Annotated in this window: 9 protein-coding genes; all 9 read right to left on the bottom strand. The window is 71.1% G+C overall.

From position 1 onward, the window contains the following. Positions 1–184: 184 nt before the first annotated feature. From ATK36_RS18475 to ATK36_RS18435, 9 genes are read right to left on the bottom strand one after another with little or no spacing between them, the layout of a single operon-like run. A complete protein-coding gene (locus tag ATK36_RS18475; protein ID WP_098512690.1) occupies positions 185–904 on the bottom strand; it encodes a hypothetical protein in 720 nt (239 codons plus the stop codon). Then, positions 901–1,299, bottom strand: coding sequence for a YbaB/EbfC family nucleoid-associated protein (locus ATK36_RS18470; RefSeq protein ID WP_098512689.1), 399 nt, complete (start codon positions 1,297–1,299; stop codon positions 901–903). Before ATK36_RS18470 ends, ATK36_RS18475 begins: the two co-directional genes overlap by 4 nt. A gap of 17 nt (positions 1,300–1,316) precedes the next feature. Continuing rightward, on the bottom strand, positions 1,317–4,637 hold the full coding sequence (locus ATK36_RS18465) for a right-handed parallel beta-helix repeat-containing protein (protein WP_098512688.1): 3,321 nt from the start codon (positions 4,635–4,637) through the stop codon (positions 1,317–1,319). 19 nt (positions 4,638–4,656) lie between these two features. After that, positions 4,657–7,329 (bottom strand): hypothetical protein, encoded by a 2,673-nt coding sequence (locus ATK36_RS32325; RefSeq protein WP_170069797.1) that lies wholly within the window; start codon positions 7,327–7,329, stop codon positions 4,657–4,659. A gap of 16 nt (positions 7,330–7,345) precedes the next feature. Next, positions 7,346–7,585, bottom strand: coding sequence for a type VII secretion protein EccB (locus ATK36_RS18455; protein ID WP_098512687.1), 240 nt, complete (start codon positions 7,583–7,585; stop codon positions 7,346–7,348). Positions 7,586–7,606: 21 nt separating this feature from the next. Further along, entirely contained in the window at positions 7,607–8,992 is a 1,386-nt protein-coding gene (gene eccD / locus ATK36_RS18450; protein WP_098512686.1) for a type VII secretion integral membrane protein EccD, read from the bottom strand. A 16-nt stretch (positions 8,993–9,008) separates the two neighbouring features. Next, positions 9,009–13,025 (bottom strand): type VII secretion protein EccCa, encoded by a 4,017-nt coding sequence (gene eccCa, locus ATK36_RS18445; RefSeq protein WP_098512685.1) that lies wholly within the window; start codon positions 13,023–13,025, stop codon positions 9,009–9,011. A gap of 13 nt (positions 13,026–13,038) precedes the next feature. After that, a complete protein-coding gene (locus ATK36_RS18440) occupies positions 13,039–17,094 on the bottom strand; it encodes a WXG100 family type VII secretion target (RefSeq protein ID WP_098512684.1) in 4,056 nt (1,351 codons plus the stop codon). Positions 17,095–17,146: 52 nt separating this feature from the next. Next, positions 17,147–17,698: a hypothetical protein gene (locus ATK36_RS18435; protein WP_245914882.1), complete on the bottom strand. Its 552-nt coding sequence runs from the start codon at positions 17,696–17,698 to the stop codon at positions 17,147–17,149.

Below are 17,698 nucleotides of genomic sequence, written 5' to 3'. Positions count from 1 at the left end.
ACTCGGGTCCACCATTAAACTCAACGCGGGTTCACCTCCTCCGTGCCACCGACCGAATAGCGGTCAGCCTCAGTGCTGCGACGGAGGTGGCGCATCGCCTTCGGGACGCACCACCTCCTCCTCCTTGATAACCCACGACTGGGTGGGCGAGAGCCGGGACGGTTTCCTGACCGGGCACACTCCGCTACGTCGGCGACGACGGAATAGAATCCGGCTGCGCCGGGGCCTGATCCCGGTAAATACGCTCCTCCTCGGTGCTGTCCCCCGGACGCTCGCTCTTCACGAAATGCGGCTGCTGACCCTCGGCCCCCTGGTCGAGCACGGACCGGTTGAACGCCGGCGGCGGCGGGTTGCCGCCACCCTGGTTGCCGTTGTCCTGATTACCGCTGTCCTGCTTGCCGTTGTTGTGATCCCCGTTGTCGTGACGGAATTCCGGCATCAGGGTGCTCGGCATCTGCCCCGGCTGGTTGTGGGAGTTGTTCCCTTCCAGGTGGTGCTTCGGCTTGCCGGTCTGCTCCGGCTGCTGGTTCCCGCCACCGTTGCTGAGACCCTTGCTGACCTCGTCGCCCACCTCGTTGAGCTGGTCGTGGAATTCCTTCGACACCCTGTTGGCGTTCTCATCGGTCTCGCGGAACTCCGAGGCCATCTTCCGGACCGCTTCCTCGATCCCCTGCACGGCCTGCGCCCAGGCGGCGATCCCGGTGAAGATGGGCGTCACCGCGCTCAGGTGGTTCTCGCTGAAGGACCGGCCCGCTTTGTCGTCCCCGGCCGCGTGGTCGACGCGGCCGGGTTCGACCGCGGCCCGGATCACCGAGGAGAGCTGCTCGATTTCGGCCGCCTTGTCCCCGAAACCACCGGCCGCGTTGTCCAGACCATCGGCGTTGACGAAGAACGAGTCGCTCATGACCGGTCACCTTCCTCGAAGCCGGGAACCCGGCCGGCGAACAGCTTGCGGGGGTCGGCGTTGCCGCTCATCAGGTCCTGCGCGGAGAAGCCGGGCGGCAGCATCGGGGCCATCGCCTCGGCCGCCGCGGCGACGGACTTCTCCCGGGCCTTCGCGACGGTGCGCACGATGATCGAACTCAGCTCGGCCGGCGCCATCCGCTTGTACGCACTGGTCGGGAAGGTCAGCTCGAGCAGCTCGCCGGTACGCCCTACCGTCGCGCTCACCTCCCGCCGCGGGGAGGTCTCGGTGCCGCGGATGCTCTCCATCTGCTCTTTGACCTGCGCGTAGTTCTCCTGTTGCCGCTGGTAGGCGCCGAGCGCCTCTTCCAGCATCTTCCGGTGCGGCGAAGTCATGGTCTATACCTCCTGGGTCAGCCGACCGAAGCCAGGCCCTGGCCAACCGCCAGCGCACCGGATTCGGAAGGGCGAATTCCACGCAGGTCGGCAGCTGCCAGCGTACGCGATGCCGCAGCGGCCGAGAGCGTCCGGGCAAGTTTGTGTGCGTTGTGGACGGTGTGATCGGCGGACGCGGCCAGTTCATGGGCCAACGCGTCGCGAACGTCGTCGGGTACGTCGTGTCCACGGCGGACCAGCAGCCGTACCGCGATCTCGGCCAGCTCGTCCACTGTGTACTCGCCGAGCTCCCAGCCGATCGCGAACAGGTCGCGCAGCGTGGGCACCAGCCCGAGCAGCCTGCCCACCCGCCGGGATTCGCCGGTGAGCACCACGACCGGATCGGCCGGCCGGCGGCCGATCGCCTCGCCCAGGGCCTCCAGCACCTCCACGCCGGGAGTGTGCGCGGCGGCCTCCCACTCCCCGTCGAGGTCGACCACCAGCACGCCACCGCTCGCGTCGTTCATCGCGGTGCGCACCAGGTGTTCGGCCTGCCCCGGCCAGCGCGGGTACAGATCGCCGCCGACCCCGCAGTGCACGAGCTGGCCCACCGGGACCAGACCCAGCTCGGCCAGGTTCTGCGCGTACAGCTTCGCGAACTCCGACCGCCCGGAGCCGCGAACCCCGCTGATCACCAGGTTCGCGTACTGCCCCAACGGCTGCCGCTGGTGCTTGAGTTCGCCGAGCCGGATCAGCATCTGCTGTGCATGCTCCCGCACGGTGGCCTGGCCGACCAGCCCGCCGAGCCGCTGCCACCCCGCGCTGGTGCCGACCGCGGCGGCCGGATCGGACGACACCGCCACCGCGGACTCCGCAGCGGTCGGCAGCTGCCTCAGCTCGGCGCCCAGGTCCTCGGCGGTGAGCCGGTTCAGCTCGGAATCCTTGGCCGGCGGGCGCAAAGCGAGCCGGGAGGCCTGGTTGTTCACCATCGCCTCGAACAGTTTCCGCGCCACCCGGCCGTTACCGAACGTGGAGTTCTTCGGCACCCGCTCGAAGTACTCCCGCAACGCACCCAGCGCGTCGTCGGTCAGCTCGTAGTAGTGCTTGCGGGTCAGCCCGGTGGTGATGGTGACCAGCTCGTCCACGCTGTAGTTCGGGAATTCGATGGTACGGGTGAACCGCGACGCCAGACCGGGGTTCGACTCCAGGAACCGGTCCATCTGCTCGGAGTAGCCCGCGACGATCACCACCAGGGAATCGCGCTGGTCTTCCATGATCTTCATCAGCGCGTCGATGGCTTCCTGCCCGAAGTCCGGGCCGGATCCACCGGTCGCCGCACTCAGGGTGTACGCCTCGTCGATGAACAGCACGCCGCCGATGGCCTTCTCCACGACCTCGGTGGTCTTGATCGCGGTGGAACCGATGTACTGCCCGACCAGATCCTGCCGGGCGACTTCGATCATGTGCCCCTTGGACAGGATGCCCAGCTCCGCGAGCACCGTGCCGTACAGCCGCGCGACGGTCGTCTTACCGGTACCGGGCGGGCCGGCGAAGACCAGATGCCGCGACATCGGCGGCATCGGCAGGCCCATCCGCTCGCGCATCTGCGACATCTTGATCAGGTTGATCAGGCCGGTGACCTCTTTCTTCACCCCGGCCAGCCCGACCAGCGCCTCGAGATCACCCAGCGGTCCGTCGAGGACCTCGCCCGCCGCTTCGCTCACGCTCTGCTCGGGCGCCGGTTCGAGCGTGCCGAACCCGTCCAGCGCGCCCATCGGCTCGGCGGTGGCGGGGGCCGGGGCAGCGGGCTCGGCGTCGGTGCTGAGGTTCTGCACGTCCGGCTGCTCGCTCCCGCCGACCGGCTCGCCACCCGCGTCGTTGACCACGCAGTCGCGGATGCTGACCGGCTCGGCCGTCTCGACGTGGAAGCCGTCCTGACCGACGCCGAGGATCTCGCATTCGGTGAACGAGGCCCGCGCGCCGACGTGCACGCCGTTGCCGCGCGCGCCGCGCACCCGGCACCGCGAAGCGGTGAGCACCGCACCCGCGGCGACCGTGATGCCGTCGGTGGCGGACTCGACGATTTCACAGTCGCGCAACGAGGTTTCCCCGGTACCGGCGACGAGCAGCCCGCCACCGCGCACCAGCACGGACTTCGCCGCGGACGAGGCGGCGGAGGCCAGCGACAACGCCTTGTCCGCGGTCGAGGTGATCCGGAGGTCGGTCACGCTCAGCCGGGCTTCGTCGGTGACCTGCACACCACTCTCCCGGCCGGTTTCGATCGCGGCGTCCGCGAGATCCAGAGTGGACCGTCCGGAAAGGACTATACCGGCGCCGCTGCCCGGCGTCATCCGGAGACCGCCGATGGTGACCGTGGACTCCCCGTCGACGGCGATCGCGGTCCGCGTGGAACCGCGCACGGTCACCCGTTCGAATCGCGGCCGGGCCTGATCGTCGATCAGGATCGTGGTCGGCGAGCCCTCGAAGGTGCAGTCCACGAACTGCGGCGCCGCCGACCCGGTGGCCTGCAAGGCATTCACCCCGGCATCGGCGAACACGCACTCCCGCAGCAGCGGCGCGCCCGAGGCGGCCACGTGCACGGCCTGCATCGCCGCCGACCGGAACTGCGAGGAGGCCACGGAGACCCGGGCCTGGCTGGTCACATACAGGTCGACGTTCGCACTGTCCCGGACGGTCAGTCCGGTGATCGTCGCGCGGCCCTGCTGCTCCACCACCATGGCCGGCTTCTGCGCGCCGACGATCTCGCACTGCTCGACGACCGCGACCGCTTCGCCGTTGACGCAGATCCCGTTGCCCGCCGCGCCATGCACCGCGCACCGCCGCAGGATCACCGAACCGGCCTCGGCGACCACGATCCCGGACGAGGCGGCGTCCACGATCTCGGTGTCCTCGATGGTCGACTGCGCCGGCGACGCGAGCACGGCCCCGGCACCGCCGGTACTGGTCACCGTGCACCCGCGCAACGCCAGGGAGCCTTCCAGCCGCGCGAGCAGCGTCGCCCACGAAGTCCCGGAGACCCGGCACTCGTCCAGCGCCGCCTCACCGCGCACCACGTCGACGGTGACCAGCTGATCATCGGTGCCGGTCAGGGTGAACCCGCTCAGCTGCACCGCTTCGGCGTTCGCGACGAGCACGCTGCCCGTGTTCGCGACGACCTCCACCGTGCCCGGTCCCTGTTCGGCGACCAGGGAGACCATCTGGTTCACCACAAGGTTTTCCTCGTACCGGCCTGGGTGCACGCTGATCGTCGCGCCCGGTTGCGCCTTGGCCAGCGCCGCGCCGATGGTCGCGAACGCACCCGGCCGGTCGCCGGCCACCACGAGCAGCTGTCGGTTCATCGTTTCCGCCTCTCCACCCTCAGGCCAGGCCCGGGAGCGCGCCGAACCGCTCCGCCGCCTGCTTGTCCATCACCGTGCGGGCCAGCTCCTCGCCCGCCTCCGCCCAGTTCTCCAGCGTGCGCCGGAGCGAGTTCATGGCCAGTTCGTCCAGCGAGGCCCGGTCGCCGGCCACCCGGCCGGACTCGTCGATCTCGCTCGCGGTCAGCTCCCGCAGCAGCACCATGCCGCGCGCGCCCTCGGCCGGTTGACGCGCCACGAGCACCTTGAAGCTGGTGCCCGGGACGAACAGCACCCGGTTCGCCACTCCGCCTTCGGCCGGCTCCAGCAATTTGGTGCGGCGCCCGGTGATCGACCACACCAGCACGTCGGTGTCACCGTCCACTGCGGACGACGGCTTGGTCAGCGCGTTCAGGAATCCCCACTCGGTCAGCACTTTCCGCCCGTCCAGCAGCGGCCACGCGGTGGCGGGCAGCTCGGTGGCGAAGGTGGCGGTGCCGCGGTGCGAGGGCAGCCGGCTCAGCCCGGACACCACGCACCGGGCGACCGGCACGTGCGGGCCGTTCACCCCGCCGCGCAGGCCGGCGTCGATGGAGGCGCCCTTGAGGGAGAGGTACAACTGCACGGCGACCGCGTCGGTGAGCACCTCGGCCGAGGACGAAGTGGACAGCACGCCCTGGAATCCCGGGTGCTCGGAAAGGACCCGCGCCACCGAGTTCGACATCAGGCCGTATTCCGCGCCGAGCGATTTGCGCAGCCACTGGCGTTCCTTGTCGACCCCGCGCTTGGGCAGCAGGGCGGTCGCCTCCGCACCCGGGGTCGTCTGGAAGCTCAGCTGTGCCGGGACCTTCGCGGGCTCGGCTTCGGCCTCCGGCGCGGATTCCGAGGCGACCGGCGGGGAACCCGCCGCGGGTTCCGAGGCGGCCGGCGTGGGCGGCCGCGCGGAGGTGATCGTGCCCGGCGCGTCCATCGAAGCCGGGGGCACGCCCGCCCCCGGGTTCAGCCGCCGAGCGAGCGAAGAGTCCACAGTGGACTCCGGCGCGGCGGGACCGGCCGCGGAGACGGTCGGGATCTCCGCAGGCGGTGCGGGCTCGGAAACGGTGGAGATTCCGGTCGCGGCGGCCGTGGGCATGCCGACCGGGGCAGGGGGCACGGCGGAGGGGGCTTCGCGAGGCGGAGCGGCCGGCCCCGCGTCGCCCAGGTCCGCCGGGGCGACCCGGCGCATCGGCACCGCGGCAGCACCGGGCACGTCCGCCGGAGAGGCGATGCCCAGCGCCGATGGCGCGGCGGGCTGGTAGGCGGCCACAGGCGTCGCCGGCCGGTAAGGAGCGGGCTGGGCCGGGCTTTCCCCGCCGGCCTGCCGGGCGGCAGGCCGGGCCGGGTTGCCCGCCTCGATCTCGGCGAGCGCCCGGGTGGTGACCTGCGGACGAGCCCGCTCGGCGAGCAGGGCCGCGGCCGGCAGCACCCGGCTCAGCCGCCGGGTCTGCTCGTCCAGGCGGCCCAGCAGATCCTCGGCCAGCAACCGCATCCGGGGCGCGGACTGCGGATCGACCGCGTCGAAGGTGAGGTTGTGCACCGCGGCGTCGAGCGCGGCCCCTCGGACCGCGACGGTGTTCGGGCCGTCCTGCGGCGGACGCACCAGCAGCCCGGACTGCACGACCTCGATCACCGCGTCCGGCGCGTACCAGTAGACGGACGGCGCGACCTCCTCCAGCCCGTGCATCGGCGGCCGGTGCGCGAGCAGCTCCGGCACCGGCGCGGGTGCCTCGGCGGATTCCCGAGGCTGGTAGCCGAGTTCCCCCGCGAACGGACGCCAGCCGAGCGTGCCGTCGAACAGCACCGTCTGCAGGGTGGGCCGCTGCGGGGAGCCGACCGGCACCCCGGCGTAGAAGGCGACCGGCTTGCCGAGCAGATCGGCCAGCGCCTGCCCGAGCGTGCTCTCCGCGGGCACCGACATCGGCCCGTACTGCACGAAGCGGGCCTTGGCCCGCACCTGCTCGGGCAGCCGCACCCACAGCCGGGCCGCGTCGTCCAGAGTCAGCGGCGGACAACCGGGGCAGCCGAGCACGATGGTCATCGTGTCGTGCTGGGCGGGCATCCCGGCGATCAGCGCGCGGCGATGGTGCCGCTGCGGTGCGTCGAACCCGACCGGACGGACCCAGAGCCCACCCGGCAGCGGTTCGGCCACGCCCCGCGAACTCGTCGAGGTCAGCTCGGCGGTGATCCCGGAATCCCACGCCGGGCGCGGAAACCGCTTGGCCTCCCAGGCGGGCGGGCGGCCCGGCCGGAAGCGCACCCAGCCGCTGCCGCGTCCGGAATGGACGAACAACGCGCCGCCCGCGCTGGGAATGACCGAGCCGTCCGGCGCGAGCACCGGACGGTTGAGCCGCTCGGCCAGCCACTGCCCGGCCAGCGCGGTGGTCTCGCGCGAACGGCCGCCGATCACCAGCCGTACCCCGCGGCGGCGCCGCGGCAGGGCCTTGGCCACCGACTCCCACATCGAGATCGGCGAGTCCACCGGCAGGTCCACGACCACCAGATCGTGCTCGGTGTCCTCGGCGACGCCAAGGGCCAGCGCCTGCGCCTCCCCGGTCATCCCCTCCGCGAGGTGCACCACCAGCGCGTTGCCCACGGTCTTCTTGCCCAGTTCGGGACGCGGCTGGTCGCCGCTCCGTCGCGCCGTGGACAGTTCCATGGTCACTTCCCTCCGCTCAGATCGCGTGGCCGGGATTCGGCGCCGGAGCCGGCGCCGAACCGGTGTGGTGCGCGATCAGCCCGTAGATGAAGAACCCGACCGCGATCAGCAGGCCGAGCAGCAGCCCGACCAGCAGACCAATCCAGGCCCGCCTGGCAGGCACGTCCAGGTGGCTCGGGTCGCCGAGCACCAGTGCCGAGGTCATCCGTCCGATCAGGAACGAGTACGCCTCGACGTGGTCCTTTTGCGTCTGCACCGGATCACCTCATCCTTTCGCTCAGTCGGTGAGCCCGATGGCCCACGAGTAGACGCCGAACAACTGCAGCAGGATCGGGATCATCGCCACCGCGCTGAGCGTTTCCAGCCAGTTCGCCAGATGCCCCCAGATCGGCAGCAGCCGCCGCGGCGGTGGCCGCAACATGGCCAGCAGCAGGAAGAAGAACACCACGCACAGGCCGGCCAGGCAGATCCCGCGCCACTGCGGCGCCAGCGGCTCGATCAGGGAAAGCCCGCCCAGCACCAGCCCGATCGTGCCGGCCACCGAGAGCGGCACCCGCTGCCACACGCCGAGCAGCGCCCGGGAACGCATCAGCACCGCGGCGGTCACCAGCCCGCCCATGATCGCCGGGAACAGCCCACCGTCCACAAGGAACGGGAAGCACGCGGTGAACAGCACCGTGGCGGCGATGCAGGCGATGGTCAGGTAACCGTCGGCGTATCTGGTCTGGCGCACCATCTGCTCGGCCGGGGCCGGTTCGATGTCGTACTGCAGCTCGCCCGCCGAACGCGGCAGCTGCGGCCCGCGGATACGGGCGAACCGGATGCCGACCCGCGGCGCGAACACCATGAACCCGACCAGCACGAAGGTGACCAGCCCGGCCGTCTGCACGGTGGTCAGCTCAAGGCCGAGGTGCAGCCACAGGGTGAGCGCACCGCCCACACCGGTCGCCACGACCGTGCCGAAGGGCACGAACGGGATGGACGGCGACCACGCCGCCCGGCCGCCGATCAGCAGGCCGCCGGCCAGCGCGAAGGTCAGGCACCCGGTCAGGATCGGCGCGCCCTGCAGGTCGAACGCCGGTCCGGGGCCGGCCACCGCGACCGCGCCGGACAGGAACGCGAATCCGCAGCCGCCGAGCCCCAGCAGGGTCAGCAGTGCGCTGTCCTCGGAGCGGACCGCGGTGCCCACGGTCGCGACGAGCAGCGCAAGCGAGACCATCCCGCCGCCGATCGCGGTCAGCCCGTCCGAACCCGGATAGACCAGCGCCCTGGCCAGCACCACCAGGGAGAAGATCGCGAAGCCGAGGAACAGGCTGCGGTTGAACTCCGGGCGCCAGCGGCCGGGCTGCCTGCTCACCGCGGTGGCCATCCCGTCCGCGATGTCGTCGAAGTCCAGCTCCGGCAGGGGATCCTCGCGAGGGCGCAGGTGGAATTCCTCGCCCTCCTTCCAGTCGAGCGACTCCGGGGTGCCGGCCGCGTCCAGCGGCGGTTCGCCCAGGCGCTGCAGGACCCACGAGTCACCCAGCTCCACCGGACCGCCGGTGTGCTGCAGCAGCACCGGCAGCAGGCTGGTCAATGGCACCGACATCGGCACCGCGAGGTCCGCCCGGCCCTGCGGCCCGTACACCGTGATCCGGCACAGTTCGCCGGTCAACGTGCTCATCGCACACCCCGTTCCGTCATCGCAGATCCCCCGCCAGCCGGGACAGGCCCACGTCGGTCTGATCTTGTTCCAGTGGGATGAACCCGGTCTGCACGAGCTTCACACCGCGCCGGGTGACCAGCTGCGCGCGGCCGGCGGGCAGCTGCCGGGGCGTCGCCTCGCCGAGGAACTTGCCCTCCTCCTTGGGGTAGGAGAAGACCACGCCCGGGCTGCCCAGCTCCCAGATCCGGCGCACCACCGCGTCCCCCAGCGCCCGCATCGCACCCGAGGTGCTGCGCGCCAGGATCAGATGGAAGCCGATGTAGGAACCCTGCGACAGCAAGGACAACAGCGGTTCCAGCGGGGTGCCCAGCCCGCCCGTGAGCAGCTGGTAGTCGTCGATCACGAAGAACAGCCGCGGACCGGTCCACCAGTCCCGGCGCTTGAGCCGGTCCGCGGTGATGGTCTGGTCCGGCACCCGCGGGGTGAGCGAAACGCTCGCCTGCTTCGCCAGCTCCTGCAACGCCTCGGTGGTGGTCGCGTAGCCGACGCGGTACTCCTCGGGCACTTCGGCGTCCAGTGACCGGCTCGGGTCGGCCAGCACGATCTTCGCCTCGCTCGGCTGGTAGCGGGCCAGCACCGAACGCAGCACCAGCCGCAGCAGGTTGGTCTTGCCGGTTTCGTTGTCGCCGAAGGTAAGCAGGTGCGGGGTGGCCGCGAAGTCGTGCCACACCGGCAGCAGCCGCTGCTCGTCCTGCCCGAGCGCGACCCGCAGATCGCCGTCGGGCGGGGGCAGCTGGGCCATCGGCAGCTTCGCCGGCAGCAGCCGCACCGCCGGTGCCGAGGCACCCGCCCAGAACAGCTGCGCCTCTTCGGCGACCGCCTTGGTGGCGGCGGCGAGGTCGTCGGTGTTCCCGCTGCCGTCCATCCGCGGCAGCCCGGCCAGGAAGTGCAGACCGTCCGGGGTGAGCCCGCGGCCCGGCTGGTTCGGCACGGTCTTCGCCTTGCGCGAACCGATCTCGGACTCCATCGGGTCACCGAGGCGCAGCTCGAACCGGGTCTGCAGCAGGTCCCGCAGGTACGGGCGGATCTCCGACCAGCGGGTCGCGCCGATCACCACGTGCACCCCGAAGGACAGCCCGCGCGAGGCCAGCCCGCCGATCTTGGGCTCCAGGTCCTCGTAGTCGTTCTTGAGGCTGTACCAGCCGTCCACCACGAGGAACACGTCGCCGAACGGGTCGTCGATCCGGCCGGCCCGGCGCAGCTGCCGGTAGGCGTCCATGGACTCGATGCCGTGCTCGGCGAACATCGCCTCGCGGCCTTCCATGACCTGCGAGATCTCTTCAATGGTCCGGACCACCCGGTCGCGTTCGAGCCGGGTGGCGATGGAGCCGATGTGCGGCAGCCCGGACAGCGACATGATCCCGCCGCCACCGAAGTCCAGCCCGTAGAACTGGACCTCCTGCGGGGTGTGCGTCATCGCCAGTGCCAGCACCAGCGTGCGCAGCATGGTCGACTTGCCGGTCTTCGGCCCGCCGATCACGGCCACGTGCCCGGCCGCCGAGGACAGGTCGGCCAGCAGCAGCTCGCGCACCTGCTCGAACGGCCGGTCGATCATGCCCATCGGCACGCGCAGCCTGCCCCAGTGCGCCGGGTCCTGCACCGACATCCCGCGCACCGGGTCCGGCAGCACGCTCGGCAGCAGCGAGTCGAGGCTGGGCGATTCGGCCAGCGGCGGCAGCCACACCTGGCGGGCCGCCGGGCCGGAACCGGTCAGCCGCTCCACGAACACGTCGGCCAGTGTCGGCCCGCCGGGCACGGCCGCTTCCATCGCCTCCCGGTCGGAGGGCTTCTCCACCGGGGCGGGCTCGTCGTCGTCGCGGATGATCAGCTTGGCCGGGAGGGCCTGGGTGAAGAACGGGACGACCTCGCGGCTCGCCCGCGCCGCGGCCACCGCCGAGTTCTCCCCGCTGCCGGCGGGCACCGGGCCGGACACGTAGGCCGCCTTGAACCGCACCAGGTTCGTGGTATCGATCTTCAGATACCCGTTGCCCGGCTCCGGCGGCAGTTCGTAGGCGCTGCCCGCGCCGATCACGCTGCGGGACTCCATCGAGGAGAAGGTGCGCAACGCGATCCGGTAGGACAGGTGGCCCTCCACCCGGTGGATCCGGCCCTCGTCGAGCCGCTGCGAGGCGAGCAGCAGGTGCACCCCGAGGCTGCGGCCGAGCCGCCCGACCGAGACGAACAGCTCCATGAACTCCGGCTTCGCGCTCAGCAGCTCGGAGAACTCGTCCACCACCAGGAACAACGTCGGCATCGGCGGCAGCTGCTCACCGGCCCCGCGGGCCTTTTCGTACTCGTACAACGACGGGTAGCCGCTCGCGCGCAGCTGTTCCTGCCGCCGCACCATCTCGCCGTTGAGCGAGTCCTGCATCCGGTCGACCAGCGGCAGCTCGTCGGCCAGGTTGGTGATCGTCGCCGAGGTGTGCGGCAACCGGTCCATGCCGAGGAAGGTGGCGCCACCCTTGAAGTCCACCAGCACGAAGTTCAGGATCTCCGAGGAATGCGTGGCGGCCAGCCCGAGCACCAGCGTGCGCAGCAGCTCCGACTTGCCCGACCCGGTCGCGCCGATCAGCATCCCGTGCGGGCCCATCCCGCCCTGCGCGGATTCCTTCAGGTCCAGCTCGACGATCTCGCCGTCCTCGGTCACCCCGATCGGCACCGACATCCGCGCCCGCTGCACCGCCCGCGGCCGCCATTGCGCCGCGATGTCGAAGGAATAGACGTCCTTGATGCCCAGCAGCGCGGTCAGCCCGAAGTCGCTCTCCAACGGCTGATCCGTGATCTCCAGCGTGCCGCTGGTGCGCTTGGGCGCGAGCAGCCGGGCCAGCCCCTCGGCCTGGGTCACCGACAGCTCGTCCCGGACCGCCGAACCGACCCCGGTCCCCGCGGGAAACTCGATCCGATCATCCTTTGTGGTCAGTCGCAGCACCTTCGGCCCGCCGGGCAGCGTGCCGGTGACATCCAGCAGCACCACGTTGCGCAGGCCCGCGCCGAGAAGCCGCGAGGATTCCGGAACCGCCGCCAGATGCGCCACGACCACCACGAACGGTTCGGTGGTGGCCGGGCCGACGGTCTTGTCGTGATCGTCGCGGTCGGCCACGTCCGGGCCGAGGATGTCCATCAGCTCGTCGTGCTCCACGGCGAGCAGCCGCAGCGGGCCGGCGGCGTCCCGCAGGGTCGGATGGTTGTTGTGCGGCAACCACTTCACCCAGTCCCACTGCGCCTGCTCGGACTCCGTGGTGAGCACCGCCACCCGCAGCTCGTCCGGTGAGTGGAAGGTGACCAGCTGCGCCAGCATCGCCCGCACCAGCGCGACCGCCGCGTCCGGGTCGCCGTCGAACTCGATGCTGGTGAAGCTGCGCAGCCCCACCGCGGTCGGGATCCCGGACAGGGTGCGGTAGGTCTCGGTGAACCGGCGCAGCGAGATCGCCGACAGCGGTTCCAGGTCCTCGATCGGCTTGGTCTCCGGCGGCACCAGCTCCAGCGCCGACTGCTGGGTGCCCAGCCCGATCCGCACCCGGGCGAAGTCCTCGTGGCTGACCCGGCGCTCCCACAGCCGCGAGCCCATCGACAGCGACCACAGCGAATCCGGCGACGGGTTGTTCCACGCCACCGCCCGCCGCTGGTCCTCCGCGGTCGAGCGGGCCCGCTCCCGGACCTGGGTGATGTAGCGCAGGTAGTCCCGCCGCTCGCCCTTCATCTTCCGCTTGCGCTCGGCACCCGCCCGGCCCAGCTGCCCGAGGCTCATCGCCATCATCGACACGCCCATGCCGCCGCCGATGACGTAGGTGAGCGGGGAACTGCCCGAGGAACCGGAGAATGCCAGCACCATCACCATCGACCCGATGGCCATCGGCAGCATCATCAGCAGCGACATGAAGTCGCGAACAGCCGGTTCCGCCATCACCGGCGGTTCCTGCAGCTCCTCTTGGCCCTCGGGCAGCTCCGGGCCGACCGCACGCGGCCCGCGCTTGACCGTCTCCGTGCTCATCGGCGCACCGTACTCATTCGAGAACCCCCGAAGAACTGCGGCTCACCGGTGCGCCCCAGGCCGAGTGGTCCTGCCGGAGCAGATCGGCCATCTTGCGTTCCTCTTCCTCTTCCTCGTTCTCGCCATCGGCCGCCGTGTCCTCGGCGTCCTCGGCGAGCTCCGCCGGCTCCTGGCCCTCCGGAAGGTCGCCACAGGTCGGCATTTCGTCGAGGATGACCTCGCTCGGTCCGCCGCGAACCCGCTGGTAAGTGCTCAGCATCGGTTCGTCGGCGGGCTCGTCGGCAGGCGGCTGCCAGGGGTCGGCACTGCGCTGCACGAACTCGGTGCCGAGCTCCTCGTCCCGGTCGCCGCCCGAGCCCGGCACGCCCATCGGCGCGCCGGGCAGGAACTCGGCCGTGCCGACGTCCCACGCGGAGATGTCCTCGGAGTCCACTGGCTGCACCACATCGATCCGCACGAAATCGCCGCCACCGTGCGGTGCCTCCTCGGTGCTCTGGTCCGCGCCGGTGCCCCACCCGGTATTCGACGGGATCTGCTGATCGGCGACGGGGTGCTGCGCCTTGGCGGGCTCGGCCGGTTTGGGTGCCTCGGGCACCGACGGCGGGACGGCCGCCGGTGGGACCACCGGGACTGCCGCACCGGGGTGCGCCGGAGTGTCCACAGAGGACGAATTCGCCCACTGCGCCGCGGGTGCCGGCGGGGTGTCCCCGTGCTCGATCCCCTCCGGTGCGGCCGTCGCCCAGCGCTCCTGCCCGGGACCGACCAGCCCGGCCGAATCCGGCCGCCCCGCGGCGGGCACGGGCGGGACGCCGGGGGCGCCACCCATCACAGGCGGCACCGTCGGCGCGCTGGGACTCGGCTGCGGGTTCTGCTGCGGACGCTGCGCTGGGGCATTCTCGGCCGGCTGCGCCAGATCCACCGATTCCCGGCCCTTGATCTCGCCGTCCGGCGGAGTGGCCCAGGCCGCCGCGTCGCTCGGTGGAGTGGCCCCGAACGAGGACGGGTCACCGACGCCGTCGGGCGTGGTGCCCTGCCACGGCTGCCCGTTGTTGCCCAACAGCTCCGACGAACCCGGCCGTTCCGCCGACGGCGTGTTCATGCCGCCGGGGCCGCCACCCATGCCACCGGGGGGCATCATCGGCGTCTGGTTGCCCGGAACCTGTTGCTGCTGCTGGTGGTTCTCCGCCTGCTCGCCGAGCTGGCCCGGCAGCTTCGGCTGGCCGGCCTCGCCGATGCCCTTGACGCCTTCGCCCGGCGAACCCGGGACACCAGGACTGTTCGCGGGACCACCTGGCGGCGTCGCCCAGTTGGCGGCCTCCAGCGGCGGAGTGTCCCCATGCGACGTCGGATCACCGATGCCATCAGGGGTACTGGCGACCCACGGCTCGTTGCCATCGCTCAGCAGACCCGAGGCATCCGGCCGATCCGCCGACGGCGTGTTCATACCGCCGCCACCGCCACCCATACCACCCGGGGGCATCATCGGCGGCTGGCCACCCGGAACCTGCTGCTGGTGGTTTCCACCCTGATTGACGATCGGCTCCGGCAACTTCGGCAGATTGCTCTCCCCGAGACCCTTGACCCCGTCGCCGAGCGAGCCGTGCTCCCCGTGTCCACCCGCGCCGGGGCCACCGATGCCGTGTCCACCGACGCCGTGGCCGAGCCCACCGCCCGCGCTGGGCGGCGGCGCCCACTTGGCCGAGGTAAGCGGCGGCGTCTCGATGTTCGTGTTCGGGTCGCCGATGCCCGAGGGCGGGCCTGGCACCCACGGCTTCTTGATGTTGCCGAGCAGACCGGAGGCATCCGGCCGATTCTCCGGCGGCGTGTTCATGCCACCGCCACCGCCACCCATACCACCCGGCGGCATCATCGGCATGCCACCGCCACCCGGAACCTGCTGCTGGTGGTTTCCACCCTGATTGACGATCGGCTCCGGCAGCTTCGGCAGATGGCTCTCGCCCAGGCCCTTGATCGCGTCGGGGCTGCTGCCACCGGGTGCGCCCGGGATCTTGCCGAGGCCACCCGGGCCGGCACCGTGGCTGCCCGGGCCGCCGACACCGTCGCCGAGCCCACCGCCCGCGCTGGGCGGCGGCGCCCACTTGGCCGAGGTAAGCGGCGGCGTCTCGATGTTCGTGTCCGGGTTGCCGAGACCCGGAGGCGGGCTGGGCACCCACGGCTTCTTGATGTTGCCGAGCAGACCGGAGGCATCCGACCGGTCCGCGGACGGCGTGTTCCCGGCACCGCCACCGCCGCCCATGCCACCCGGCGGCATCATCGGCATGCCACCGCCACCCGGCGTCTTGTCCGACGGCGGGGGCGAGGTCAGGCCGGGTGGCATGTGGTTGAGCGCGTTGCCGGTCAGGCTGCTGTTGCCACCGAGCCCGTCGGCACCGGGCGGCGGCGGGATGGACGGCGAGTGGAGGTTCCCCCCGCTACCACCGAGACCGCCAGGGCTGCCCGGCGGCGTCGGGAGGTCCGGCGACTGCAGGCTCCCGAGGTCGCCGGGGCTGCCCGGACTTCCCGGCGGCGACGGCAGATTGGGCGAGTGCAGGTTGCTCCCACCGAGCTGGTCGCTCGGCGGCGGGGGAATCGACGGAGCCTTGAGCGGCGGCGGGGCCTGCGAGCCACCGTTACCGCCCAGCGAGTTCGGGGACTTGAGGTTGTTGCCGAGGCTGTTGTTCCCCAGCCCGTTGGCGCCGGGCGGCGCCGGGAGCGAAGGGCTGCTCAACGGCGGCATCGCGAACTTGCTGGCCACCGGAGGCGGAGCAACGCCCTTGCCACCCAAGTCGCCGGGCGGCGGCGGGATGGACGCGCTGCTCAACGGCGGCGGCGCACCACCGTTTCCACCAAGGTCCTTACCACCCAGATCACCCGGCGGCGACGGAATCGACGCTTTGTTCAGCGGCGAAGGCCCGCCGTTACCACCGAGCCCCTTGCCACCCAGATCGCCAGGCGGCGACGGAATCGACGCACTGCTCAACGGCGGCGGCGCACCGCCATTACCACCGAGCCCCTTGCCACCCAGATCGCCAGGCGGCGACGGAATCGACGCACTGCTCAACGGCGGCGGCGCACCGCCATTACCACCGAGCCCCTTGCCACCCAGATCGCCAGGCGGCGGCGGAATCGTCGCGTTGTTCAGCGGCGAAGGCCCGCCGTTACCACCAAGACCCTTACCACCGAGGTCACCCGGCGGCGGCGGGACCGGAGGCTTGGTGAGCGGCGGAGGCCCGCCGTTGACACCGGGACCACCGGGACCACCGCCACCAGGGCCGCCACCAGGACCGCCACCGAGCGGAGGCGGCGGCGGAGGGGTCGGCAGCGGCGGAGGGTTCGGCAGCGGCGGCGGGGGCGGAGGCGGCGGCGGGGGGGTAGGGCTCGGGGTGGTCGGCGGGGTGTTCTGTCCCGAGTTGACGGACACGCCGTGGTACTTCTGCGCGAGCTGGCCGGCGACCTTTTTCATGTCGTTGGTCATCATCTCGACCGCGTCCGGGAACTGAGAGATGTAGGCCCGTCCGTCGTTCAGCTGCTTCCCGCGGGCGATCACCTGCGCGGCGTAGAAACGGTCGATGTAGCGGATGGTGTCCTGCGCCCACTTGAGGTAGGCGGCGGAGTTGACCAGCTCGTTCGGCACGTTGTTCGCGCCGCCGTTGTCCCCGATCCGGTCCGCCAGATCAAGGAACTTGTTCTGGAGCGTGGTCATCATGGTGGTGAAGTTCGTGGCCGCGGTGCCCTTCCACGGCCCGTCCGGTCCCGCAAGGGCGGCGGTCTGCTCCTTGATCGCCTGCGCGATCATCGCGAGGTTCTGCTGGGTCTCCTGGAAGATCCCGGCGGCGGTCTGCAACGATTGCCAGTTCACGTTGCCGTAAGCCTGGTCCAGACCTTCTTGGCCGGGTTGCATGGAACCCCCGCCGAGCACCGCGGCTTCGATCTGCTTCCAAGTCAGGCCTTCGAAGTCTTTCGTCGGGTCGCCGCCGCTGTTCGGCTTGGGCGACTGCGACGAGTCCGGCCAGACCCCTGTCTCGTCCGCGGTGAAGCCGTTGGTGCTGTTCTTCTCGTCCTTACCCACCCGACATCTTCCCTCGATCGAGTCGAACCCGGAGTGACCGCCGCCCGAGCGGTCAGCGCTGCTGGCCTGCGTTGGTGATGTGACCGTTGACCCGGTTGAAGTACTGGTTGTACTGGTCAGCGGACATCTTGTTCACCTCGTCGGCGTTCTCGTAGGCCTTGGCGGCCATGTTGACCGCTTCGGAGACCTCGTGGAGCGCCTTGGACAGGTCGTGAATCGCGGACTTCGTCGTGTCCCGCAGACCGCCCGGGCCGGTGATCGGCTTGACGATCTTCTCCTGCGCGGTGAGGAAGACCCCCGGCTTCAGCTGAACGCCTTCCAGCTTGTCCGGCAGGCTCTTGATCGGGCCGTCGGCGAGGCTCTGCAGGTTCTTCGCGAACGTCCGCATGGCCTCGGTGTTCACCACCGTCACGCCCTTGCCCGGGTGGTCCGAACCACCCGGCACCGGCGGCGGCTTGCCGACGTCACCCGGCGGGATCCACTCGTGCTTCGGATCCGGCGGGGGCTGGGCGCCGGGCCGGTTGAAGTCTCCCGACTTCGACGGCTCCGATCCCATCTCGCCCGAAAGCACGCTCTTGTTGTCTCCGTTGCCGTTGCCATCCAC

It is taken from the genome of Amycolatopsis sulphurea (assembly GCF_002564045.1).
Lineage (GTDB): Bacteria > Actinomycetota > Actinomycetes > Mycobacteriales > Pseudonocardiaceae > Amycolatopsis > Amycolatopsis sulphurea.
This window is presented reverse-complemented; position numbering and strand designations above follow the sequence as displayed.